This is a genomic window from Cellvibrio sp. ARAG 10.3 (assembly GCF_051846955.1).
Taxonomy (GTDB): domain Bacteria; phylum Pseudomonadota; class Gammaproteobacteria; order Pseudomonadales; family Cellvibrionaceae; genus Cellvibrio.
This window is the reverse complement of the sequence record NZ_JBPYCU010000004.1, coordinates 74788-97418: the sequence shown is the minus strand read 5'-3', so window position 1 is coordinate 97418 and position 22631 is coordinate 74788. Positions and strand designations below refer to the sequence as shown.

The following is a 22631-nucleotide window of genomic DNA, read 5'->3' as shown; positions in this document are numbered from 1 at the left end:
ATAAAAACAACGTTATTGCGATGTTGTTGCGATGAATCAAAAAACATCCTGGCGCCGATAGATTAACGCATCATAAACGGTGCATTAGCAGACTCGTGGCGCCTATTCATTCTCGTCATCTTTTCAGCCAGCAAATCAGCTATGAACATGCGTTCGTTTATCACTGATATTCATAACCAGGTCGTGTTTATTTAAGAATGCCGTCTGAATAGATCACTGACATTAATTATGTGGGCGATGCTGCTGAAATCAATGCCGCACAAGTAAAATTTAGCTTCCACGGTTAGTCGTCGAGGTCGCAATTTTTCCTTTTATAAAAAAAGCCTTACTGTATGGTTCGTTAGACTCGGTTTTGCAGGAAAGTTTATTGTTGCTCAAGTTTTTAGCTTTATAAATACAAAGTAAAACTCTCTGTTGGTTAGCACACAAATCCCGAGGCTGCGGCAAACAAATGATGAACGTGTAACGAAGGAGAGAATCAAAAAATGTGTTCATGATAATCATTCGTTGAATCAAGACAAAAGGAAGGAAAAACTTATGCACATCTCCACTAAAAATGAGCGCGGAAAATTATCGGGATTTTTTCTTGTGCCTGTTGTCGCCATGGTGCTGGGCATTTCAGCCTGTGCATCCGCGCCTCAATTACCGACTGCCGAGATAGAGCGTGCAGAATCGGCGATTAACCGGGCAGAAGAGGCCCGTGTTGCGGATTATGCTTCTACTGACTTGCGTGCGGCCCGAGAAAAATTGGTCAAGGCGCGCAACCTGATGCAGGAGGCTGCGACTGAAAAGGATCGCGACGCTGCAGTGCGCGCACGCATGATGGCTGAGCAATCTATCAGCGATGCAGAGTTGGCCACCGCGAAGGCGCAGGAGCAACGTGCCAAAAATGTGAATAAGGAAATGCAAGGCACTATCGACATGTTGCAGCAAGAAATCCAGCGCGATCAATAGGGGGACGCAAGCATGACTATCTATCAAACGACAATGCGTAAATCAGCTGTACTGGCATTGGTTTTTGCCGGCGTTATTTTAACAGCCTGTCAATCAACGCCTAAAGAAGATCCAGGTGTAAAACAGGTACGTGAAGACTTGATCAGTCTTCAATCTGATCCACAGTTGGCTAACCTGGCGCAGACCGCTATCCAGGATGCTGAGCGGGCGGTTCAGGCTGCGGAAAAGCCACAAAAAAGCCAGGCGGTGACAGACCATTTGGTTTATCTTGCGGACAACAAAGTGAAGATGGCGCGTGCATTGGCTTCCGCCCGTTATGAAGAAGATCGTCTGGAAAAATTGGGTGAGCAACGCAAGCAAGTGCAGCTGGATGCGCGGACACGTGAAGCCCGCGAGGCTAAGATGCGTGCCGAGCGGCTAGAGCGTGAGCTGAAAGACGTCAAGCAACAGCAGACAGAGCGCGGCACTATTTACACCTTGGGTGGTGATGCCTTATTTGCGACCAATAAAGCTGAATTGAAAGCCGGTGCGCGCGCCAGTTTTGATCGACTTGCCCGTACATTAAATGAAACTCCGGAGCGGAAAATCATCATAGAAGGGCATACCGACAGCACCGGGGCTGAAGATTACAATCAACAGTTATCGCAAGAACGTGCGGAATCTGTAAAACGTTATCTGACGTCTCAGGGGGTTGATGCGGGTCGCATTACTGCGGTGGGTAAGGGTGAAGCCTTTCCCGTAGCAAACAATGAATCTGCTGCGGGACGCCAGCAAAACCGTCGCGTGGAAGTCATCATCGAAAATCCATAAACCCGCGTCCCGGGCGGTGTCGTTGGCGCCGTCCAGGCAATGAAAGGAGATCCAAAGATGTTATATACGATTGCAGTTGTTCTTATTGTGTTGTGGTTGCTCGGCTTGGTGACGTCAACTGTATTAGGTGGTTTTATTCATATCCTGCTGGTGTTGGCTATCATCGCAATTCTGATCCGCATTATTAATGGCCGACCGCCAGTGTAAGATGTCGCGCGGAGGATTATTGTGAAAATCGATCCAGTTTTTCGGTGGGGTCGAAGTGGTGAAGCAATACATCTTCCGCGCGTGATTCACCCTCGCAAGCTACCAGTGAAACGCTGCCAAGGTAAGATCCGTAAGTGTTATCGCCATATAATTTTTCTTTTATTTCCTGCCACAATTGTTCAGGTAACTCGGTAAAAAAATTAAAATGCAAGTGGCGGATATTCCGTTCTTCAAAGTCATCTATTTCCGGCGACCTTCCCAATCCACGAACGCGTTTCAGAAAATCATCTTTATCAAATTCAGCAACAGCGTCAGGCTTGATTTGAATACTGAGGCAACGCATAAGGGGCACCTGGTTAATTGAATAATACCGACATCGCGAAGTGTACGCCGACCCGTCTGGCTTCACAAATTTTGACGTAATCTTTGTTATCGGTGTCTGCTAGACTAGCTGCCATTGTTTCCTTTGATGCCTTGTGGAATTGCTGTGATCGCGACCCTGTTTCGCCCCATTGCCTTGGGGATCTACCTGTTATTTTTTATTGTCGGTGTGGTCGGCGCCCTGGTCCTGCCTACACTGAGTGTTTTTTTAGCCAAGGAAATCGGTGTGCGTCCTTTGTTGGTGGGCATCCCGTTTGCGGGTATTGCCTTGACCAGCATTGCTTACAACCAATGGATTGGCCGTTGGTCTGACAGCCTTGCCGATCGCCGTCCGTTAGTCGCGGGGTTTTGTTTTGTCGGCACCGTGTCCTGCATGATCTTTGCCGTTTCGCGTAACTATTGGGTGGTTGCTGCGACGGCCATGTTCCTGTTCAGCTTGTCGATGGTGTCCTTCTCGCAGATGTTGGCATACAGCCTGGATTATGCGGATCGTCATATTCCGCCTGAACGCGTACCCCTGTTTAATGCAATTGTCCGGGCGCAGATTGCTTTTGCCTGGGTGGCTGGCCCGCCAGCGGGTTTTCTCATGGCGTCTTATCTGGGTTTCAGTACTACCTACGGTGTGGCGGCAGGGCTCTTTGCGATGGTCGGCATCATCAGCATTAAACTGTTGCCTCGCCTCCGCCAGACACTGGATACCCCCACTGAAGACGGACAACAGTTGCTGACACAAGTCGGCCCCCTTTCTCCCGCGGTAAAACGTTCACTGCTATTTTGTCTGGTTGCCTTTTCCCTGATGTGGGGCGCCAACAACGCCTACCTGATCAGCCTGCCCTTACATTTGAAGGACAACCTGAATATCGACACCGAGTGGAGCGGCTGGATCATGGGGACCACGGCCTTTCTGGAGGTGCCGTTTATGTTATTGGCCGGTCACCTGGCGGCCCGGGTCAGTTTGATCGCGATGATTCGCTTGGCCGGTGTGGCGGCGTTGCTGCTTTATGGCGGGATTGTGGTGGCGGATGCGTTATGGCAACTGTTTGTTTTGCAGCTGTTTAACGCAATTTTTATCGGTGTGCTGGCGGGGCTTGGCGTGTCGGTGATTCAGGAGTTGCTCCCGGGACGTTCCGGCAGTGCCTCGGCGCTTTATACCAATACCACCCACATGGGCAACCTGCTCAGCAGTTTGATGGTGGGACTGGTAGCGGACTATTTTGGTTACCAGAGTGTCTTCGTTGCCAACCTGGTCGTGGTGGTTCTGGCTATTCTGGCGTTTGGATTGGTCAAGCCGGTGCGCTCATACTCAACACCGGCTCCCGCAACCGAGCAGGATTAATCGGGATCGTTGAGTAGATCCTGCAACTGTTCATCAGTCAGCGCGTGCAGGCGTTGGCGTAACTCCTGTTCGATCTGGGGCATGACTGCCGCCGTCACCTCGCGGATGAGTTGTTGGCGATTAAAGGGTTCCTCCGCTGGCTTACTTGCTTTGACGGCCATGGGTTTTTCAGCCGTAGCGGGATCAAACAGCGGTGGTGGATTATTGCCGTGCAAGCGTGCGCGGATATGCTGCGGCAAAAACGGATTCTCTCCACTGGCTTTAGCCAGGGCAGGGCGCGGTGGCGGGGTGATGGATTTGTTCACCGCGTAATTCAGCGGCTGATCAAAAGCCGCTTCTTTCCATTTTTCATTCGGCTCTTCTGTCGGGTCGACAGTGGCCTGGTCGAGATAATCCTCGTCAGCATCGCTTGCCGTTTTATCCGGTTTGCTATCACTGAACTTTTTATCATTGAGCTGGCTATCACCGGGTCTGGTGTCCCCAAACAATGAAGCCTGCTTACCGGTTGCCTCCGGTTTGATTGGGGAGGTCCTGTTTTGTGGATGAACCAAGGCGTCGAGCAAGCCGGACGGTCGCGCCGGCGGTGTGGGCGCGCCTATTTTTCCCGCGGCATTCCTGATGTTGTGGCTTAAGGCTTGAAAGACATCGTGCAGCTCATCCAGGTCACGCTTGGGTAGCGGACGATCAGAACCCGGTGCGCGATCGGCAATGGTTTCCTGCAAGATCGGAATTTCATCATCTTCCAGTAACAGCCCTTTTATGGACTCCAGTTCATGAAGGATAGCGGCTTTGGTTTTACCTTTGTTGTCGGCCATAACCCGGTTCCGGCGAGAATATTGAATCTATAGGTGACGATGTTGAATAGGATAGCCTCGTTCCCGATAAAAGCTGTAGTGCTCGCGCGTATTTTTTAATATCTCTGGTTGTTGAATCACAACTTCGCTCAAACGTTCAAAGCGACTGAAGTAAGTTGGAATGGAACGGCTCAGGTTGATCAGCACGTTGTGATGGTTGTGCAGGGGGATTTCCGTTAGCAGGTCAGTGGTCAGTTCGACCTGCTCCTGGGTATCGCTGGGAAGCCGTGTGTGTGGGATAAAACTTTCCGGCTTGAACGTCCACAGCAGCTCATCAAGATGCTGTGCCTCGGCAGGGTCATCCAGTGTGACCAGTACGCGGTGACCCAAGCGGGTCACCTTTTCAATCAGCCGGCAGACAAAATGCCAGCGGGCGGCGCCGGCCTCGTCAGGCAGGATATAAAAATCGATATGCGTCATAGAACCCTACTGATTGTTGAGCAGGTATTGCACCAGTAGCGGTACGGGCCTGCCGGTAGCGCCCTTGGCCCCGCCGGATTTCCACGCCGTGCCGGCAATATCCAGGTGCGCCCAGGCAAACTTTTTCGCGAAGCGCGACAGGAAACAGGCGGCGGTGACACTGCCGGCTTCGCGTCCGCCTATATTGGCCATATCGGCAAAGTTGCTGTCCAGTTGCTTCTGGTATTCATCCCACAGCGGCATCTGCCAGGCGCGGTCGTTGGCTTCCTGGCCGGCCTTGAGCAGCGCCTGTGCCAGTTCCTCGCGGTTACTGTACAAACCGCTGGCATGGTTGCCGAGGGCAATCACACAGGCGCCGGTCAACGTGGCAATGTCGATCACCGTCCTGGGTTTGAAACGCTCGGTGTAGGTCAAGGCATCGCACAATACCAGGCGGCCTTCAGCGTCGGTGTTGAGGATCTCAATGGTCTGGCCGGACATGGAGGTAACGATATCGCCGGGCTTGGTGGCATTACCGTTGGGCATATTTTCGCTGGCTGCGATAACGCCCACCACGTTCATGGGCAAGTCCAGTTCAAGCAGGGCGTGGAAGGTGCCCAGTACGCTGGCCGCGCCGCACATATCAAACTTCATCTCATCCATACCGGCGCCGGGCTTGAGGCTGATGCCGCCGGTGTCGAAGGTAATACCTTTACCGACCAGTGCGATGGGCGCGTCATTTTTACTGCCGCCTTTATATTCCAGCACAATCAGCTTGGCAGGCTGGTCGCTGCCAGCTGCCACGGACAGCAGGGAATGCATCCCCAGCTCCTTCATCTGTTTTTCTTCCAGCACCTTCACCGTAAGCTTGGTCTGGTTGCGGGCGAGGCGCTTGGCTTCATTGGCGAGATAGGTCGGGGTGCAGACGTTGCCGGGCAGGTTGCCCAGGTCGCGGGCGAGGTTCATACCCAGGGCGATGGCCTTACCGGTTTCCAGGCCGCGCGTTGCTGCAGTCACCTGTTTTTTATCGCAACCGAAGATGAGCTTGGTGGGGGCGAAACCATTTTCCGACGGTTGGCTTTTGAATTTATCAAAACGGTAGGTCGAGAGTTCCAGTGCCTCGGCAACCTGCCGCGCCTGCCAGTTGATATCCTGATCCTTGACCTTGATATCCGCCAGGCTGACAGCGATCTCCCGCGAGGGGGTAGATTTGAGGGCGTCGGGAATTTTGGCCACGGCTTTGCGGAAATTCTCGACACTCACGGCTCCATCCTTGTCGGGAGAGCCCAAACCCAGCAGTAACAAACGATCGGCGGCGATACCAATGGGATTCAGCAGCAGCAAACTTTGTCCCGCTTTGCCTTTAAATTCCTCGCGCTTGACCAGCGTTTCCAACTGCTGTTGGCCCGCCATGTTCACGGCGGAAGCTGCATCGGACAGTGTGGCGCCTTCGTAACAGGCGACAACCAGGCAATGGCTGCGTTGTTTGATGATATCGAGTGTTTTGGCGGTATATTGCATGGCGCTTCCCTTGGACTGAAGACCCGGGGGCAGCTCGGGGGAATTGCTGAAACGCTAGGGCACAAACAGGGCGTTTAAAAATTGTCCTTCTTTGTTACTCGGTATTTCGGTAATTCCGCGAGGCAGCTGCGGGCTTGTTAAATTAAGAAAAATCGACTCAAGACAAAAATGTTTCTGTGCGTGATAATGCCACACTTTTGCGTGGCTTGCCTCGGGCACCGATGCGTTTTACCAGTGTTGTGCGCTGCAATTATGTGAACTCGCGCTGGCGCACTGTAGCAACTGTCCGGCAGATTATTTGTCCATCAGCCGGATGCCGGCACAATACGCGCCCGCAAATAGAACAGAATTCAAACGCTTGTGTCTCGGCGCCGCCTATGAGCGCTAATTGATCGGGATATTGATGTGATAATTTTTCGTTACCTTAGCCGCGAAATCCTGCTCACCATGTTCGCGGTAAGCAGTATCTTGCTGCTGATTACGATGAGCAGTCGTTTTGCCCGCTATCTGGCGGAAGCCACCACCGGCAAGATTTCAGTGGACATTCTTTTCAGTCTGATCGGCTATCGCCTGCCTGGATTCCTTGAACTCATTGTGCCGCTGGGATTTTTCATTGCCATCCTGCTGGTATACGGGCGCTTGTATATCGAGAGTGAAATGGTGGTGTTGTCGGCCTGCGGCATGAGTCAGCGCAAGCTGGTGAATATCACCCTTGTCTCAGCAATGCTGGTGGCGGTGCTGGTAGCCGGTTTCAGCCTCTGGCTGAGCCCGATGGGTGCCCGGCAAACCGAATTGATGCTCGATGAGCAACGCCACCGCAGCGAATTCGACAGTTTGCAGGAAGGGCGCTTTCAATCCCTGGGGCGCGGCCAGGCGATGACTTATGTCGAAAGTGTGAGTAACAACCGCAAGCGATTGAATCATGTGTTTGTGGCCCAGGTGGTCGGCGACATGTCACAGGAGAGTGTGGCGGTGATCGTGGCTGAGTCCGGCCAGCAGATGGTTCACCCGACATACGGGCAGCGGTATCTGGTGTTGCATAACGGTTATCGCTATGAAGGTTTACCCGGCAACAATAATTACAAGGTGATGGAATTTGGTACCTACGGTGCCTATCTGACGCCTGCCGACAGTTCGGCAGCCTTCACCAATGAGGCGGATACACGCACCACCAGCGAATTACTGGCATCCGACGACCTGGAAAGCCGGGTGGCGCTTCAATGGCGAATCTCCATGCCTATATTGGTGTTGGTTGTCGCCATCCTGGCTGTGCCGCTGAGCCGTACCAACCCCCGTCAGGGCCGTTATCTGAAGATGCTGCCGGCTATCATCATCTACCTGTTTTACCTGGGCGCGCTCATCGGTGTGCGCGGTGTGATGGATGCCGGCAAATGGCCGCTGATGCCCGGCTTGTGGATCATCCACATTCTGTATCTGGGGCTGGCGCTGCTGATGGTGAACTGGCACAACCTGCGATTATGGCGCCAGAGCCGTCGCAGCCGAGCGGCGGAGGTGAGCCATGCGTAAGATCAACCGCTACATTTCCCGCTCGGTAACGTCCGCCATCGGTATGGTATTGCTGGTCATCATGGCCCTGTTTTTTGTGGCGGCCCTGATTGATGAAATGGACGGGCTGCGCGCGAACTACACCATCCTGGAGATGTTGATCTATATCGGCTTCACCTTGCCGCGCCGGTTATACGAGATCATTCCCTTTGCCTGCCTGATTGGGTGTCTGGTGGGGCTGGGTATGCTGGCCAGCTCCAGCGAACTGGTGATTATGCGCGCAGCAGGCGTCTCGACCCGCCGCATCACCTGGATGGTATTGAAGCCGGTGCTGTGGTTCATCATGTTGGCTGTGGCCTTGGGTGAATTCGTTATTCCCTACACAGACCAGGTGGGCGAAAGCCGCAAAGCCATCATGCTGAATAAGCCCCAGGCGAAAGTTGAACAGGGCAGCATGTGGAATCGCGAAGGCGATGAGTTTATGCACTTTAATGCCGTGCTACCGAACGGTGTACTGTACGGTGTGACCCGCTATAAGTTTGACGATGAGCGCCATCTGCTGTCGGCGAGCTTCAGTGAACAGGCGATTTACCAGGACGGTTACTGGCAGGAAGAAAATATTGCGGTGACCTATTTTGAAACCCAGGACGCACTGCAAGTGCCCGATGTCGGCGAGAAACTGAATGAATCTTCTGCGGACGCTGAACTCATTCAGGCCGTGGAGGAAGCCGCCGTTTCAGCTACCTCCAATCCCGATTCAGCGCGTCATTTGGTCACCCGTAGCGAGAGTTTGCCCGGTCGACGCTGGGAAACACCGCTCACGCCCACTTTGTTGAATATCGTGGTCGCCGAGCCGGAAACCCTGTCGATCAGGAGCCTGTATTACTACATCAATTATCTGGAAGGGCAGGGGTTGGGCAGCAGCGATTACAGCCTGGCCTATTGGGAGAAATTATTGCAGCCGCTTGCCACCGTCAGTCTGGTATTGATCGCCATCTCGTTTATTTTTGGTCCCTTGCGCGAAGTGACCATGGGGCAGCGGATCTTCACCGGGGTGGTCTTTGGTGTGGTGTTTCGCCTGGTGCAGAGTTTATTGGGGCCGTCCAGCGTGGTGTTCGGATTTGCGCCGATTATTGCGGTGGCGATCCCGATTCTGTTATGCGCGCTGCTGGGGCTGTATTTATTGAATCGTGCCCGTTGAGAATTACTCAGGGCTTTCAGAAAAAGCCCTGACATCGCTCCGGGCAACTTCACGAAGGTCGCGTTGTTATTTTTTATCCTTCGGCAACACAATCACCTGGGTTTTACTCACGCGATCATGCAAGGTCATTTTTTGCGGATCGAACCAGCGCCAGAAATAACCCACTCCGCCAAGCAGTAATGAAAAAGGTGCGATGAGACAGCGTAAAAAACATTGCTTGAGGCGCGGGGTGTTATACTCGAGATCGACCAGCTTCATTCGCCAGGCGCGCATGCCTAAAGTCTGGCCTGATCTGCGCCAGAAGTAACAAAAAAACGCGGCGAGCGTCAGCATCCACCCGATAAACACCAGAATACTCCAATGCCCCCACTGTACTTTTTCGCCCGCCGGCGGTTCGCCCTGGATAAGTACATTAATAACCAAAGCCAAAGCGCCATAACCGATGCTGATGGCAATCAATAGCAAAGCGTCATACACAATAGCGGCGAAACGGCGTAAGACACCGGCGGTGGGAATAGGCGTGGTGTTTGTTTCGGGAGTGGTAGTGTTGAGGTCGGTCATAAACGATGGCTAACATAAAAATAAGATGACGCGGATTGTAGCAGTTTTGTTGAAATAAGAAGCCAGTCGACGGGATCCGAAACCAGCATTTAGAGTTGGTATTGAATCAGCCATTCGCCGGCGATATCGGTCGGCTGGCCGATACCAATAGCGCCCGTACCTTGCAGTGGCAGCTCTTCACGACGTAAATAAATCGGTGCCTGATCTGTGCCGCAGACATAAGTGCCGTTGGTCGAATGGTCCACCAACACGTATTTGCCACGGCGAAATTCGATGTGGCAGTGGTCGCGGGATGCCACATGATTATCAATCTGCAAATGAGTTTGTTCCGGGTCGCGTCCGATTTTGTAAGGCATTTGATCGGGTAGCAGACAGATCTCGCGCTTACCCAAGGTGAGCTTCAGTTGGAATTTTTCGATAAAACGTGTCACTTCATGGGTTGCCATCACGATAGTGGCGGCACGTTCGCGATGCAGCGAGGTTTCCCATAACAACCGATAAATAACGGTTTTGCTGCTGTCGCCTTTGGTATGGATACGGTCATACATCTGGCATTTATCCAGCAACCCGGCCGAGAGCTGGTCTACCACCGATTGTGTCAAGACAATTTGGCCTGCACGGGCAATGTGCGCAACGCAGGCTGCATCATTCACCGTATCACCGAATACATCATTCTCGGTCAGCAGTGTCGGTCCAAACGCAATGCCAATTCGAATGGAAAGCCCGGTTAGTTGCGGCTCTTTAAGACAACGGTGCTGGATGGCGCAAGCCGTTTCGCAGGCCTGGGTACAGTCATCAAAACGCGCCATAATTTCATCGCCGATGGTTTTAACCACCGTGCCTTCATGCACGATCGTCAACGCCACCATGAAATTGATCGCTTCATCGATGATAGCTTTGGCTTTTTCGTTACCGACCTGCTTATACAACGCCGAGCTGCCGGATACATCGGCAAACATGATGGCGTGTTGTTGAGTCGGAGCGTTGGTTATTGTCATGGCCGATTGCAACTGATCGATAAGCGTACTGATCCTGAATAGTTTCTGACTATAAAAAATCTGCAAGCTATACGACGGTAATAAAGTGATTGTTAAACGTGCGTTTAACGGCTGTGGCAGCATGATACCGCTTGCGCATGATAAAGGGCTACCTGCGGATGAAAGCTGGCGCAATATGCGGGAGAGGAATCTAGCGCGTAAAACAGAAGAAAGCGGGGGAAGGCTGTGGTACCAGAGGTCGGACTCGAACCGACACGCTTTTAAGGGCGGGGGATTTTGAATCCCCTGTGTCTACCAATTTCACCACTCTGGCAAAGCGGGCGTCATTATATCAACGACTTTTGCTGCGTCAACAGGTAAAAGCACTTCAATTCCACGAAGAATAATTATCGGTTTTTTTCTGCGTTCGCTGAGTCATAGCCAGCATCGGCAATTTGCTATAACCTTGCCCACCTTTCAATCAACTCATACAGACTTCTGTTGTCATGCGTCGCCAGGATTTTTTTTATCATCTTCCCGAAACACTGATTGCCCGCGAGCCGACCAAAGAGCGACGCGGCAGCCGATTGTTATGTCTCGACGGTGAGAGCGGTGCAGTACAGCATCGCCATTTTCCGGCGTTGCTCGATCTGGTTGAGCCGGGTGATCTCATGATCTTTAACGATACACGTGTGATTCCGGCGCGGGTATTCGGGCAAAAAGCCACGGGTGGCCAGGTAGAAATTCTGGTGGAGCGTATTCTTGATGAACAGCGTGTGTTGGCGCACACACGGGCCAGTAAATCACCCAAGGTGGGGTCCGACATTCTTCTGGAAGACGGCACCCGCTTGACCGTAACAGCGCGTCACGAGGCGTTATTTGAGCTGAGCTTTCCGGCCGATGAACGCGTGCTCGCGGTGCTGGAACGTATCGGCCATATGCCACTGCCGCCCTATATTGATCGGGCTGATGTGGCAGAGGATCGTGAACGCTACCAGACCGTCTATGGTCGCAAGCAGGGTGCGGTGGCGGCGCCAACGGCAGGTTTACATTTTGATGAAGCATTGTTGGCGCAATTGCGTGACAAGGGCGTGCAGATTGCATTTGTGACGCTGCATGTAGGCGCGGGTACTTTCCAGCCGGTGCGGGTTGACCAAGTGACTGAGCACAAGATGCACAGTGAAGTCATGGAGGTCGGAGAAGAAGTCTGTCGTTTGGTTACGGCTACCAAGGCGGCGGGCAAACGGGTTATCGCCGTGGGTACCACCAGCGTGCGCTGTCTGGAGAGTGCAGCCCACAGCGGCGTCATCCAACCCTATCAGGGCGAAACCTCGATCTTTATCTACCCCAGCTATCAATTTCGGGTAGTTGACGCGTTGGTTACCAATTTCCATCTGCCGGAGTCAACGTTGTTGATGTTAGTCTCGGCGTTCGCCGGCTACCGCAACACCATGGGTGCCTACGCCACGGCGGTGGAACAGCGGTACCGTTTTTTCAGTTATGGCGACGCCATGTTCATTACCCGGAACCCTGCTGCTCACACCGAGGCAGTGGGCGAAATCAGTCAATCCTGAACCAGCGAAAGAAGGTTAACCGTGAAGCGCCAATCCTTTATGCAGTTTGAACTGGATTCTCACACCGGCTACGCCCGCCGTGGACGTTTGAAATTTCCGCGCGGTGTGGTGGAAACGCCGGCCTTTATGCCGGTGGGTACCTACGGCACGGTAAAAGGCATGTTGCCACGCGACGTCGTAGATACCGGCGCGCAGATTATCCTGGGCAACACCTTTCACCTGATGCTTCGCCCCGGCACAGAGGTAGTGAAATTGCATGGTGATCTGCATGATTTTATGCAATGGTCGGGGCCGATTTTGACTGATTCCGGCGGTTTCCAGGTATTCAGCCTGGGCAAACTGCGCAAGATTACCGAAGCCGGAGTTTCATTTAAGTCACCTATTAATGGCAGCCCGGTGTTTCTTGATCCGGAAACCTCCATGCAGGTCCAGCGTGACCTGGGTTCGGATATCGTGATGATCTTCGATGAATGTACGCCGTACCCCGCCGATGAGGCCAGGGCGCGGGAGTCCATGGAGTTGTCATTGCGTTGGGCCGAACGTTCAAAGGCGGCCCATGGGGACAGCCCTTCGGCACTCTTCGGCATTGTCCAGGGCGGTATGTACGAAGGTTTACGCAGCGAGTCCCTGGGGGGGTTGGTCAATATCGGCTTCGATGGCTACGCTATTGGCGGCCTATCAGTGGGCGAGCCAAAAGAGGATATGCTGCGGGTGTTGGATCACCTGGCTCTCCATATGCCGCACGACAAGCCGCGTTACCTGATGGGCGTTGGCAAGCCGGAAGATCTGGTGGAGGGGGTGCGCCGCGGTATTGATATGTTCGATTGCGTCATGCCTACCCGTAATGCGCGCAACAGCCATCTCTTTACGACGGCTGGCGTGTTGAAACTGCGCAATGCCAAATACCGGACTGATACAGGTCCCCTGGACCCCAGCTGCGATTGCTACACCTGCAAGAACTTCAGCCGCGCCTATCTGCATCATCTCGACAAATGTAATGAGATGCTCGGCGCCCAGCTCAATACCATTCATAACCTGCGTTACTACCAGACATTGATGTTGCGTATTCGCACCGCGCTGAGTGAGGGGTCTTTTGAGGCTTTTCTGGCGGAGTTTTATGGCAACCAGGGTCTGGACGTGCCGCCGGCACCTCAACCGGAAGCCCTGCCGTAATGAGCGGCATGATGCGTGCCCTCACGGCGCGCGTTGTTGAATCCTGTTAAATCGGTATAATCCGGCCCTTTTATGGCGGGTTTAGCGCGGCGGCAACATGTCGCCCGTTTGCCGCACCGGAACTACACCATCTTGAGGTTGCACCCTGGAGACGGTGAATAACAAGTCTGTTGCCCGTTATGTCACGTCTGCAGGCACCCAATAACTAGCCACAGCGAAAAATTGTCACGGAAAATCCTATGTTGAACCGCTATCCGCTTTGGAAGTACCTCCTCATTTTATTTGTGGCCATTCTCGGCTTCATTTATTCGGTTCCCAATATTTATACCCCTGACCCTGCGTTGCAGATCTCCGGTGAGTCCAGCGGTACAGAGATTGATCAGGCAGTCTTGCAGCGTATCGAGAAGGCGCTTGACGATGCCGGCATTCAATATTTCGGTGCTGAAGCAAACGGGAAATCCGCACTGGTTCGCTTCGACAATGGCGACCAGCAAATTCGTGCCCAGCGGGCACTCAAAAATGCCTTGGGAACCTCGTACATCATTGCACTTAACTCGGCACCGACCACCCCGGACTGGTTGAGCAGCCTGGGTGCTGCACCGATGAAGCTCGGCCTGGATTTGTCGGGCGGTGTTCACTTCTTGATGGAAGTGGACACGGCCGCCGCTATTGCCAAGCGTCAGGAAATTACGGCGGATGAGATCAAGGATAAATTGCGCAAGGCGCGGATTCGCTACAGCGATGTGGCAGCAAATCGTGACAATGTGATTGTGGCGCGTTTTCGTTCGGAAGAATTGCGCGATCAGGCCCTGAGCGAAATTCGCAGCGACTATCCCAATATCCTGTTCAATGAACCCGATACCCAGGGTGAGGAATTTGTCTTTACGGCGGAGTTGAGTGAAGCGGCAGTACGTGAGATTGAAGACTACGCCTTAAGCCAAAACCTGATCACGCTCCGTAACCGGGTGAATGAGCTGGGCGTTTCCGAGCCTATCGTGCAACGCCAGGGGCGCAATCGCATTATCGTGCAATTGCCGGGAGTGCAGGACACCGCTGAGGCCAAACGTATTATCGGTAAAACCGCTAATCTGGAATTCCGTCTGGAAGCCACGCCCGACGCCCTGGTGTCCGCCAAAGAAGAGTTTTCCTACCGCAGCGAAGTTGACCAGCAACGGTTCGGCAATGCGTTTCTTGAGCGGCAGCTCATCCTGACGGGTGACCATGTGGCCCACGCCAGCAGCAGCTTTGACCCTGAAACCAATATGCCGCAAGTGAACATCACCCTCGATAGCGCGGGCGGCACCAAGATGCACCGTGCAACGCGCAATAATGTCGGTCGCCGGATGGGGATTTTGTTTATTGAATACAAAACCCGCATGGAAACCCGCACCAATGCCGCTGGTGAAACCATTGAAAAGCCGGTGCAACTGGTCGAGCGCAAAATCATCAGTCTGGCCAACATCCAATCCGCCCTGGGCGTCCAATTCCGTATTACCGGCCTCGATAATTCCGCTGAAGCGTCTGAACTGGCGCTGTTGCTACGTGCGGGCGCCCTGGCAGCGCCTATGTATTTTGTGGAAGAGCGAACCATTGGCCCGTCTCTGGGAGCGGAGAACATCGCATTAGGTATGAGCGCGGTGAAGTGGGGCATGCTGATTGTGTTGATCTTCATGCTGGTCTACTACCGGGTGTTTGGCTTGTTTGCCAATATTGCGCTGGGCCTGAACATACTGTTGATTGTTGGTGTGATGTCCATTCTGGGCGCGACCCTGACCCTGCCGGGTATGGCCGGGATTGTGTTGACCATCGGTATGGCGGTGGATGCGAACGTGTTGATCTTCTCCCGTATTCGGGAGGAGCTGAAAAATGGCTCCATGCCTCAAGCAGCAATCTACAGTGGTTACGAACGCGCCTTCGTCACCATCCTGGATGCAAACATCACCACGCTGATTGTGGCGATCATTCTCTACGCGATAGGCACCGGGCCGGTCAAAGGCTTCGCCGTCACCCTGTCGGTGGGCATCCTTACTTCAATGTTCACCGCGATTATGTGCAGCCGTGCCATGGTGAACCTGGTGTACGGGCGTCGTAAAAACCTTCAGAAACTTTGGATCTAAACAGCGAGAAGATGGCTATGACACAGGAACCTAAAGTGATCAATTTTATGGGGGTGCGTAAGTTTGCATCTGCCTTCTCAATCCTGCTGGTAATTGCTTCCATCGTTTCGCTGGCGGTTAACGGCCTGAAGCTGGGGCTGGATTTTACCGGTGGTACCCAGATGGAAGTAGGTTTTGAACAGCCCGCCGATATCCCTCAAATTCGCAGCATTCTGGTGGATGAAGGGCTTCAAAGTCCCGTTGCAGTGCTGTTCGGCTCTGAAAGCGAAGTACTGATTCGCACCCAGGGCTCCATGCAGGACGGCGCGTTGATAAAACTTGAGCGCGAGCTTTCTGCCCTGGGTGAGGATGTTAATGTCGCAGCAGTGGAGCGTGCTCCTCGCGAGAAAGAACGTTTTGCCCACCAGTTGCTGATCAGCAACATTACGCCGGCGCAACTACAGCAAGCGGGTATATTTTCAGAGAGCGTGTATGGCGATGTGGAATTTGAAGCTCGCAATGCAGATACAGCAGTGGTCATCGAAAGAACACTGGATACGGTCTATGCTAATCATTTATTAGCACGTTTATCCAATGAAGCTGGTTCCACTGCTGAATTACGCCGCAGCGAATTTGTCGGGCCGCAAATCGGTGAAGAGCTGCGCGACGAAGGTGGTTTGGGTATTTTATGTGCGTTAATCGTGGTGATGCTGTATGTAGCCATTCGCTTTCAATGGAAATTCTCCGTGGGTGCGGTGGTTGCGTTGATGCACGACGTTATTATTGTGCTGGGTATCTTTTCTATCTTTCATCTGGACTTTGATTTGACTGTGCTGGCGGCCGTACTCGCGGTGATCGGTTACTCGATCAACGACACCATCGTGGTGTTTGACCGCATTCGCGATAACTTTCGTACGCTGCGTAAAAGTGAATCGGCAGAAGTAATCAACTATTCTCTGAGTCAAACGCTTGAACGGACTGTCCTGACCTCATTGACCACGTTATTGACGTTATTTATGTTGTATATCTTTGGCGGTGAGTTAATCAGTGGGTTTGCCCTGGCTTTGATAATCGGTATCGGTGTGGGTACCTATTCTTCGGTTTATATCGCGGCTGCCATGTTGATGGGGCTCAATATTACCAAAGAAGATTTGTTACCCCCGGTGAAAGAGGGGGCGGAGTTCGACGAAGCTCCTTGAGTTAACAAAACAGCGCCTGAGGGCGCTGTTTTGTTATGGGCTGGCAATCACCGTTTTTCTGGTTTATCGTTTCAACCACTTTGCCCCGATAAGAAAACTATTCATGTCCTTACACCATAGCTTCCGCGACGACCTCAGCCAGAGCGACGACGTCACTGCGTTGCGCCAGACACTGGCGCGCTTTCAACGCATCTTCAATGGCAGTGGCTACGGCTTTTGGGAGTGGGATCTGGCCACCCAGCATATCGATTGGTCCGGTGGCTTTTGGGCGCAGTTGGGTTATGGTCCTGAAGATGAAGCGGCAATCAATGATGTCCGGCAGCTCTACGGATTTATACATCCCGATGATGTTGAGGATGTGCGCGAAGCCACTCGCGAGCATTTGCGCAGCGGTATACCGCTAAATATTTGTTACCGAATTCGCACCAAGCAGGGCGATTATATCTGGACCCAGGCGCGCGCCGATTCTATTCGTGACGAAACGGGACGCGCGCTGTATATCTCCGGCGTAAATTTCGATATCACCGAATTAAAAGAAGCCGAAGCTGCGCTACGCGAAAGCGAAGCGCGGCAGGTGCGTATTATCCAGGCGTCCAATGACGGTATCTGGGAGTGGTACGCTGGTCGTGGTGGGTTTCATTTTTCCAGCCGTTGCTGGGAGCTGCTGGGTTACGAGGATCAGGATGACGTACTGACCCAGGGGGAAGATCGCCTCAAAGTATGGCGTAACCATATTTATCCTGATGACTTGCAAAAGTTTGATCAGGCCTTGGCGGATCACCTTCAGAATAAAGGTACGTTTGATCTCGAATACCGCATCATCAGCACCCAAGGTGAGATTCGCTGGATACGCTGTCGCGGTCGCGCGTATTTCAATGAGGAGGGTCGTGCGATTCGTATGTCCGGTACGAATATGGATATCACCGATATCAAACGTGCCGAAGAACGGGTATTGCAAGCCAAGATTGCCGCCGAAAAAGCCAATCAGGCCAAGTCAGAATTTTTGTCCAGTATGAGCCATGAATTGCGCACGCCCTTAAATGCGATTCTCGGTTACGCACAATTATTTGAATATGACGGCAATCTGACCCACAACCAGGTAGACAATTTGCACGAGATTCGCAAAGCGGGCGAACACTTGCTGCAACTCATTAATGATGTGCTTGATTTGGCCAAGATTGAGTCGGGCAAGATGACGGTTTCGCTGGAGCCCGTCTTAACCTCGCGTGTTGTGGCCGAATGTTTTACGCTGGTTCAGCCCCAGGCTGATGCCAAAAGTATCAAGCTGTATGCCAACCTGCATCAACTGGAAAGCACCTACGTTGTGGCGGATAACGTGCGGCTTAAGCAAGCGCTGATTAATTTGTTGAGTAATGCCGTTAAATATAACGCTATGGGTGGCGAGGTTGAATTGCGGCTCGGCTTGCTGGAAAGTAATGAGATGCGCATCGCCGTGCGCGACAATGGTCCCGGTATTGCCGCCAACCGCCAGCGGGAAATGTTCCAGCCTTTTAACCGTCTCAACGCGGAATACAGTAAAGAAGAAGGTTCCGGTGTGGGTCTGGTCATCACCAAACAATTGGTGGAGATGATGAACGGTAAACTGGACTTCACCAGTACCGAAGGTGTGGGCACGGAATTCTGGATTGATTTACCCTTATCACGGGAATGGAACCAGGATTTAATCGTGTCTCCCAAACACCAGAATAAATATGCGCCCACCGAACTTCAGGTAAAGCAGACCAAAAAAATTCTTTATATCGAAGACAATCCCTCCAATATTCGGTTGCTGCAACAACTCTTCGCGCGCTATCCGCAATTGCAATTGGATGTCGCGGAAGAAGCCTTTTTGGGTATCTACAAGGCGCGCAGTGAACAACCGGATGTCATCATCCTTGATATCAACCTGCCGGGGATGGATGGCTACGAAGCGCTGTCAGTATTAAAGCGTGATTCGGTAACCAGCAATATTCCTGTCGTAGGGTTGTCGGCCAATGCGATGCCCTATGATGTTGAGCGTGGGCGCAATTCCGGCTTTTATGATTACCTCACCAAACCGGTTGAAATTAATCATCTCATCCATACACTGAATCAATTGTTAACCGATCATTGAGGTCGTTCAAAAACCGCAATCCAAGAGAGGAATAGATGGATACCGTGTGGCTGTGGGTAGGGTTTAACGTGTTTGTGTTGTGCCTGCTGGCGCTGGATCTGGGTGTGCTACACAAAGGCGACAAGCAGATCACCGTTCGTCATGCGCTTCTTTTGAGTCTGGGTTATGTGGTGCTTGCGTTTATATTTGCAGGAGGAATTTTCGCGTTTATGGGCGAAACTTCCGGCTATCAGTTTCTGACAGGTTATCTCATCGAAAAAAGCCTCAGCGTCGATAACATCTTTGTCTTTGTGTTGATCTTCACCCATTTTGCGGTGCCGCCCCAATACCAGTACCGCGTGTTGTTCTGGGGTATCCTGGGCGCGCTGGTATTGCGTGCTACCCTGATCCTGGTGGGTGCGGCGGTGATTGACGCCTTCCATTGGGTGATTTATGTGTTTGGCGCTTTCCTGATCTTTACCGGTATTAAAATGTTGATCACGGTAGGTGAGGAACCGGACATTGAAAATAACCGCATCGTGACATTTATGCGCCGACGTTTTCGCGTGACGGAGACATTCGTTGGCAGTAAATTTTTTGTTGTTCAGAACGGTGTGCGTTATATGACGCCGCTCTTTGTGGTGTTGATCCTGGTAGAAATTACCGATGTTGTTTTTGCGCTGGATTCCATTCCCGCGATCTTCGCGATCACCACCGATCCGTTTATTGTTTACACCTCAAACGTTTTCGCCATCCTCGGATTGCGCGCGCTGTATTTTGCTCTGGCCGGTGTTATCCATCGCTTCCATTATCTCAAGTACGGCTTGTCGCTGGTGTTGGTCGTGGTGGGTGCAAAGATGGTATTAAACGCCTGGTTTGGCACCAAGGTCATTCCGACGGAAGTGGCATTACTTATCACGGCGTTGCTGGTGGGTGGTTCGATGCTGTTTTCTATGTGGAAAACCCGTGGCATGCCAGCTGAAGAAGCGGCGGATTCAGCGGGCAAATGGTGGGTACCGGGTAGCCCGGGCAAGAAAGGTAGAGAGGGTGGCGACACCAAAAAATAACCCGTCGCCACCGTATGTTTTATTTATTTCAAATACCCGAGGTGCTTTTGCACGATCTGCAATATCGGCTTAAACACCTTGGGTGAACCCACCACAATATGACCGGTATCCAAATAGGTTTGTCCGCCGTTGAAATCACTGACCAAACCGCCGGCTTCTTTTACCAGCAGGATACCAGCTGCAATATCCCACTCGTTTAAATTCATTTCCCAAAACGCATCAAAACGGCCGGCAGCCACATACGCCAGATCCAGTGCAGCAGAACCGCAACGGCGAATACCTGCTGTTTGACCGGCAATTTCCTGTACACAAGACAGATAGGCTGAAATATTGTCGAATGCGTAACCGCTAAAGGGAATGCCCGTTCCGATCAGCGCGCCCTCCAGGGTGCGGCGTGGTGAAACACGAAGCCGACGACCATTTAACGATGCACCACGACCGCGGCTCGCGGTAAATTCCTCGCGCTTCACCGGATCGAGAACAACGGCATGCTCCAATTGGCCCTTGTATTTGCAGGCAATGGAAATCGAGAAGTGGGGAACGCCATGAATAAAATTGGTGGTGCCATCCAGCGGATCAATGATCCATTCGTAATCCGGATTTTTGCCTTGTTGGGTGCCGCCTTCTTCGCCGCGAATGGTGTGATCAGGGTAGGCTTTGCGCAGGTGGTAGATAATTTCTTTTTCAGCAGCCTTGTCGACTTCAGTAACAAAATCATTGCGACTTTTAGTTTCAATGGTAAGTAGGTCAACGCGTTCAAAAGAGCGTTCAATCAGTTCAGCCGCTTTGCGCGCAGCGCGCAGAGCAATGTTCAGCATGGGTTCCATGAGAGCACCAGTCAACAAGGTTGTGAGGGAAGATGTAAAAGAGCAGGGGCCGCAGGTCGCAGAAATCGCGCCTCTCGCCAGAGGGCGCGGAGTATACCAGCCGTTATCAGTGTGCTCCAGCGGTAAATGGTGCGATTTGAGTTGGGAGTGTGGGTTTCCGGTAGTGGGTCGGGAGACACGCCGTAAATCCATCCCTGGAGGCTCAACAGCGGCATCCATTCCATGCCGCTGATGGTCTCCCGACCCACTACCGGAAACCCTTCAGAAATTCACCGTGCGTTGAGGAAAAGGCAAAAGCAAAAGCAAAAGCTTTTCTATAGGGCAATTGCTTGCCGGTACAGCCCGACAACAGTTTTTGTTACACTGCGCGCCCTTTGACCAACCCATTCGTTATTGAGAGTCGCCCATGTCCGTCGATCCTTTTTCCAATATTCGCATCGTCCTGGTGAATACCACCCATCCCGGCAACATTGGCGGAACAGCGCGGGCGATGAAGAATATGGGGCTCAAAAACCTGTATCTGGTTGAGCCGAAAGAGTTCCCTTCAGATAAGGCTGTGTGGCGTTCGGCGGGTGCGACCGATGTGCTGGATAACGCGGTGGTGGTGGATACGCTGGACGAGGCGATTGCCGGTTGCGGGCTGGTAGTTGGTACCAGTGCGCGCGAGCGGCGGATTCCATGGCCCTTACTTGACCCCCGGGAATGCGGCGAAAGCGTATGGCAGGAGGCGGGTCAGCATCAGGTAGCAGTGGTCTTCGGGCGCGAAGATCGTGGGCTTACCAACGAGGAATTGCACAAATGCAATTACCACGTTCATATTCCGGCCAACCCGGAATACAGCTCGCTTAACCTGGCCACGGCTGTGCAAGTCGTTTGCTATGAAATTCGTATGGCGTACCTCATGGCTGCAGAAGGCAAAACACTGACGCAGCACCAATGGGATATGCCACCCGCGACGGCGGAGTCGCTGGGTGCCTATTACACCCATCTCGAGGAAACACTGGTGTCGCTGGGCTTTCTCGATCCCGAAAATCCCAAGCAAACCATGACCCGGTTGCGCCGGCTATATAACCGGGTGCGCCTGGATCAGATGGAACTCAATATTCTGCGCGGTGTGCTGACATCCATGCAGAACTACATCTTCTACACCAACAAAAAGCTGGACCAGATCAAGCCGGATGCAACGGACGACGCTAGAACCTCTGATGCTTGATTGATTTCTTCTATCACAAAGCCCAAGTAAATACAGATTGGAAAATGCGTAATACTTGAGTAAAATGCTCGGTTAATTGCACCGGGTAAATCGCGTCATCTCACTATCGAGGCGAGCGCGATTGGCTCTCCCACCTGCTAATGGGCGGAAATTGCTATGAGACTGACGACCAAAGGCCGCTATGCGGTGACGGCGATGCTGGATCTTGCGCTGCACAGCGAGCAGGGTCCGGTGAGTTTGGCTGACATCTCCGCCCGGCAAGGTATCTCCCTGTCTTATCTGGAACAGCTGTTTGCCAAGTTGCGTCGCTTCAAGTTAGTCCGCAGTGTGCGTGGTCCCGGTGGCGGGTATTGCCTGGTAGGTAATACCGCCGACATTTCCATCGCGCAGGTGGTCGACGCCGTGAGCGAATCCCTGGATGCCACACGGTGCGAGGGCAAGGGTAATTGTCAGGATGGTGAAGTGTGCCTGACCCATCACTTGTGGCAGGACCTGAGCGTGCAAATCCATCATTTCCTGGATGGCATATCGCTTGCGGACCTAGTGGCGCGAGGGGATATCCAGCAGGTACGTCTGCGGCAGGATGATCGCCTGCAGCAGATTAAGCCCCCTTATGATGCCGAGCGTCATATCGCGTGCAGTGAAATTCTTTAATTGATTGATAGTTGTTGAGCCGTCAGAGC

21 protein-coding genes and 1 tRNA gene are annotated in these 22631 nt (G+C 52.7%); 14 read left to right on the top strand and 8 right to left on the bottom strand.

The annotated features are described in order from the left end of the window. Window positions 1-537 precede the first annotated feature (537 nt). From ACSV5M_RS06850 to ACSV5M_RS06840, 3 genes are read left to right on the top strand one after another with little or no spacing between them, the layout of a single operon-like run. On the top strand, window positions 538-954 hold the full coding sequence (locus tag ACSV5M_RS06850; protein ID WP_439174909.1) for a DUF4398 domain-containing protein: 417 nt from the start codon (window positions 538-540) through the stop codon (window positions 952-954). Between the two features lie 12 nt (window positions 955-966). Beyond that, entirely contained in the window at window positions 967-1764 is a 798-nt protein-coding gene (locus tag ACSV5M_RS06845) for an OmpA family protein (RefSeq protein ID WP_439174908.1), read from the top strand. A 57-nt stretch (window positions 1765-1821) separates the two neighbouring features. Continuing rightward, the gene (locus tag ACSV5M_RS06840; protein ID WP_439174907.1) at window positions 1822-1971 is read left to right on the top strand and encodes a lmo0937 family membrane protein; all 150 of its coding nucleotides are present in this window, start codon (window positions 1822-1824) and stop codon (window positions 1969-1971) included. 16 nt (window positions 1972-1987) lie between these two features. Here the strand turns inward: ACSV5M_RS06840 and ACSV5M_RS06835 are convergent, their stop codons facing one another. Next, a complete protein-coding gene (locus tag ACSV5M_RS06835) occupies window positions 1988-2314 on the bottom strand; it encodes a hypothetical protein (protein ID WP_439174906.1) in 327 nt (108 codons plus the stop codon). A gap of 144 nt (window positions 2315-2458) precedes the next feature. On the opposite strand from ACSV5M_RS06835, the gene ACSV5M_RS06830 reads away from it, so the two are divergent. After that, window positions 2459-3688 (top strand): sugar efflux transporter, encoded by a 1230-nt coding sequence (locus ACSV5M_RS06830; RefSeq protein ID WP_439174905.1) that lies wholly within the window; start codon window positions 2459-2461, stop codon window positions 3686-3688. On the opposite strand, the gene ACSV5M_RS06825 is transcribed toward ACSV5M_RS06830, so the two are convergent. The 3 genes from ACSV5M_RS06825 to ACSV5M_RS06815 are packed head-to-tail and all read right to left on the bottom strand — an operon-like array spanning window position 3685 to window position 6462. Further along, complete coding sequence (locus ACSV5M_RS06825) at window positions 3685-4503, bottom strand: hypothetical protein (RefSeq protein WP_439174904.1); 819 nt, start codon at window positions 4501-4503, stop codon at window positions 3685-3687. The two genes, ACSV5M_RS06830 and ACSV5M_RS06825, sit on opposite strands and share 4 nt — an antisense overlap. Before the next feature lie 27 nt (window positions 4504-4530). Continuing rightward, window positions 4531-4962, bottom strand: a complete 432-nt coding sequence (locus tag ACSV5M_RS06820; RefSeq protein ID WP_439174902.1) for a DNA polymerase III subunit chi — start codon at window positions 4960-4962, stop codon at window positions 4531-4533. A 6-nt stretch (window positions 4963-4968) separates the two neighbouring features. Further along, window positions 4969-6462: a leucyl aminopeptidase gene (locus tag ACSV5M_RS06815; protein WP_439174900.1), complete on the bottom strand. Its 1494-nt coding sequence runs from the start codon at window positions 6460-6462 to the stop codon at window positions 4969-4971. 405 nt (window positions 6463-6867) lie between these two features. On the opposite strand from ACSV5M_RS06815, the gene lptF reads away from it, so the two are divergent. After that, on the top strand, window positions 6868-7989 hold the full coding sequence (lptF, locus tag ACSV5M_RS06810; RefSeq protein ID WP_439174899.1) for an LPS export ABC transporter permease LptF: 1122 nt from the start codon (window positions 6868-6870) through the stop codon (window positions 7987-7989). Next, window positions 7982-9169, top strand: coding sequence for an LPS export ABC transporter permease LptG (gene lptG, locus ACSV5M_RS06805; RefSeq protein ID WP_439174898.1), 1188 nt, complete (start codon window positions 7982-7984; stop codon window positions 9167-9169). The genes lptF and lptG overlap by 8 nt, the downstream gene beginning before the upstream one ends. 66 nt (window positions 9170-9235) lie before the next feature. On the opposite strand, the gene ACSV5M_RS06800 is transcribed toward lptG, so the two are convergent. From ACSV5M_RS06800 to ACSV5M_RS06790, 3 genes are all read right to left on the bottom strand, one after another. Further along, the gene (locus tag ACSV5M_RS06800; RefSeq protein ID WP_439174896.1) at window positions 9236-9730 is read right to left on the bottom strand and encodes an RDD family protein; all 495 of its coding nucleotides are present in this window, start codon (window positions 9728-9730) and stop codon (window positions 9236-9238) included. Window positions 9731-9819: 89 nt separating this feature from the next. Further along, window positions 9820-10728 (bottom strand): adenylate/guanylate cyclase domain-containing protein, encoded by a 909-nt coding sequence (locus ACSV5M_RS06795; RefSeq protein WP_439174894.1) that lies wholly within the window; start codon window positions 10726-10728, stop codon window positions 9820-9822. Window positions 10729-10954: 226 nt separating this feature from the next. Next, window positions 10955-11041: transfer RNA gene (locus ACSV5M_RS06790), tRNA-Leu, on the bottom strand. A gap of 172 nt (window positions 11042-11213) precedes the next feature. Between ACSV5M_RS06790 and queA the strand changes: the two genes are divergently transcribed. The 6 genes from queA (at window position 11214) to ACSV5M_RS06760 (ending at window position 19908) form a co-directional block, all read left to right on the top strand. Beyond that, window positions 11214-12281, top strand: coding sequence for a tRNA preQ1(34) S-adenosylmethionine ribosyltransferase-isomerase QueA (queA, locus tag ACSV5M_RS06785; protein WP_439174893.1), 1068 nt, complete (start codon window positions 11214-11216; stop codon window positions 12279-12281). A gap of 39 nt (window positions 12282-12320) precedes the next feature. Next, entirely contained in the window at window positions 12321-13454 is a 1134-nt protein-coding gene (tgt, locus tag ACSV5M_RS06780; RefSeq protein WP_439175239.1) for a tRNA guanosine(34) transglycosylase Tgt, read from the top strand. A 239-nt stretch (window positions 13455-13693) separates the two neighbouring features. After that, window positions 13694-15571, top strand: a complete 1878-nt coding sequence (gene secD / locus ACSV5M_RS06775; RefSeq protein ID WP_439174892.1) for a protein translocase subunit SecD — start codon at window positions 13694-13696, stop codon at window positions 15569-15571. Between the two features lie 17 nt (window positions 15572-15588). Then, on the top strand, window positions 15589-16749 hold the full coding sequence (gene secF, locus ACSV5M_RS06770; RefSeq protein WP_439174890.1) for a protein translocase subunit SecF: 1161 nt from the start codon (window positions 15589-15591) through the stop codon (window positions 16747-16749). A 103-nt stretch (window positions 16750-16852) separates the two neighbouring features. After that, entirely contained in the window at window positions 16853-18862 is a 2010-nt protein-coding gene (locus ACSV5M_RS06765; RefSeq protein ID WP_439174889.1) for a PAS domain-containing protein, read from the top strand. Window positions 18863-18897: 35 nt separating this feature from the next. Next, window positions 18898-19908 carry a TerC family protein gene (locus ACSV5M_RS06760; RefSeq protein WP_439174888.1) on the top strand — a complete coding sequence of 337 codons (1011 nt, stop codon included), beginning with the start codon at window positions 18898-18900 and terminating at the stop codon, window positions 19906-19908. A gap of 23 nt (window positions 19909-19931) precedes the next feature. Here the strand turns inward: ACSV5M_RS06760 and ACSV5M_RS06755 are convergent, their stop codons facing one another. Next, window positions 19932-20735 (bottom strand): inositol monophosphatase family protein, encoded by an 804-nt coding sequence (locus ACSV5M_RS06755; RefSeq protein WP_439174887.1) that lies wholly within the window; start codon window positions 20733-20735, stop codon window positions 19932-19934. A gap of 406 nt (window positions 20736-21141) precedes the next feature. Here ACSV5M_RS06755 and trmJ point away from each other — a divergent pair, with 406 nt between their 5' ends. Together trmJ and iscR are read left to right on the top strand one after the other, a co-directional pair. Next, a complete protein-coding gene (trmJ, locus tag ACSV5M_RS06750; RefSeq protein ID WP_439174886.1) occupies window positions 21142-21948 on the top strand; it encodes a tRNA (cytosine(32)/uridine(32)-2'-O)-methyltransferase TrmJ in 807 nt (268 codons plus the stop codon). 156 nt (window positions 21949-22104) lie between these two features. Further along, window positions 22105-22602, top strand: a complete 498-nt coding sequence (gene iscR, locus ACSV5M_RS06745; RefSeq protein WP_439174885.1) for a Fe-S cluster assembly transcriptional regulator IscR — start codon at window positions 22105-22107, stop codon at window positions 22600-22602. Window positions 22603-22631: the final 29 nt, after the last annotated feature.

Excerpts from the sequence above, each read along its gene's own strand:
- ACSV5M_RS06850 (WP_439174909.1), top strand. The coding sequence starts at position 538 with ATGCACATCTCCACTAAAAATGAGCGCGGAAAATTATCGGGATTTTTT.
- ACSV5M_RS06845 (WP_439174908.1), top strand. The coding sequence starts at position 967 with ATGACTATCTATCAAACGACAATGCGTAAATCAGCTGTACTGGCATTG.
- ACSV5M_RS06840 (WP_439174907.1), top strand. The coding sequence starts at position 1,822 with ATGTTATATACGATTGCAGTTGTTCTTATTGTGTTGTGGTTGCTCGGC.
- ACSV5M_RS06835 (WP_439174906.1), bottom strand. The coding sequence starts at position 2,314 with ATGCGTTGCCTCAGTATTCAAATCAAGCCTGACGCTGTTGCTGAATTT.
- ACSV5M_RS06825 (WP_439174904.1), bottom strand. The coding sequence starts at position 4,503 with ATGGCCGACAACAAAGGTAAAACCAAAGCCGCTATCCTTCATGAACTG.
- ACSV5M_RS06820 (WP_439174902.1), bottom strand. The coding sequence starts at position 4,962 with ATGACGCATATCGATTTTTATATCCTGCCTGACGAGGCCGGCGCCGCC.
- ACSV5M_RS06815 (WP_439174900.1), bottom strand. The coding sequence starts at position 6,462 with ATGCAATATACCGCCAAAACACTCGATATCATCAAACAACGCAGCCAT.
- lptG (WP_439174898.1), top strand. The coding sequence starts at position 7,982 with ATGCGTAAGATCAACCGCTACATTTCCCGCTCGGTAACGTCCGCCATC.
- ACSV5M_RS06800 (WP_439174896.1), bottom strand. The coding sequence starts at position 9,730 with ATGACCGACCTCAACACTACCACTCCCGAAACAAACACCACGCCTATT.
- ACSV5M_RS06795 (WP_439174894.1), bottom strand. The coding sequence starts at position 10,728 with ATGACAATAACCAACGCTCCGACTCAACAACACGCCATCATGTTTGCC.
- queA (WP_439174893.1), top strand. The coding sequence starts at position 11,214 with ATGCGTCGCCAGGATTTTTTTTATCATCTTCCCGAAACACTGATTGCC.
- tgt (WP_439175239.1), top strand. The coding sequence starts at position 12,321 with ATGCAGTTTGAACTGGATTCTCACACCGGCTACGCCCGCCGTGGACGT.
- secD (WP_439174892.1), top strand. The coding sequence starts at position 13,694 with ATGTTGAACCGCTATCCGCTTTGGAAGTACCTCCTCATTTTATTTGTG.
- secF (WP_439174890.1), top strand. The coding sequence starts at position 15,589 with ATGACACAGGAACCTAAAGTGATCAATTTTATGGGGGTGCGTAAGTTT.
- ACSV5M_RS06765 (WP_439174889.1), top strand. The coding sequence starts at position 16,853 with ATGTCCTTACACCATAGCTTCCGCGACGACCTCAGCCAGAGCGACGAC.
- ACSV5M_RS06760 (WP_439174888.1), top strand. The coding sequence starts at position 18,898 with ATGGATACCGTGTGGCTGTGGGTAGGGTTTAACGTGTTTGTGTTGTGC.
- ACSV5M_RS06755 (WP_439174887.1), bottom strand. The coding sequence starts at position 20,735 with ATGGAACCCATGCTGAACATTGCTCTGCGCGCTGCGCGCAAAGCGGCT.
- trmJ (WP_439174886.1), top strand. The coding sequence starts at position 21,142 with ATGTCCGTCGATCCTTTTTCCAATATTCGCATCGTCCTGGTGAATACC.
- iscR (WP_439174885.1), top strand. The coding sequence starts at position 22,105 with ATGAGACTGACGACCAAAGGCCGCTATGCGGTGACGGCGATGCTGGAT.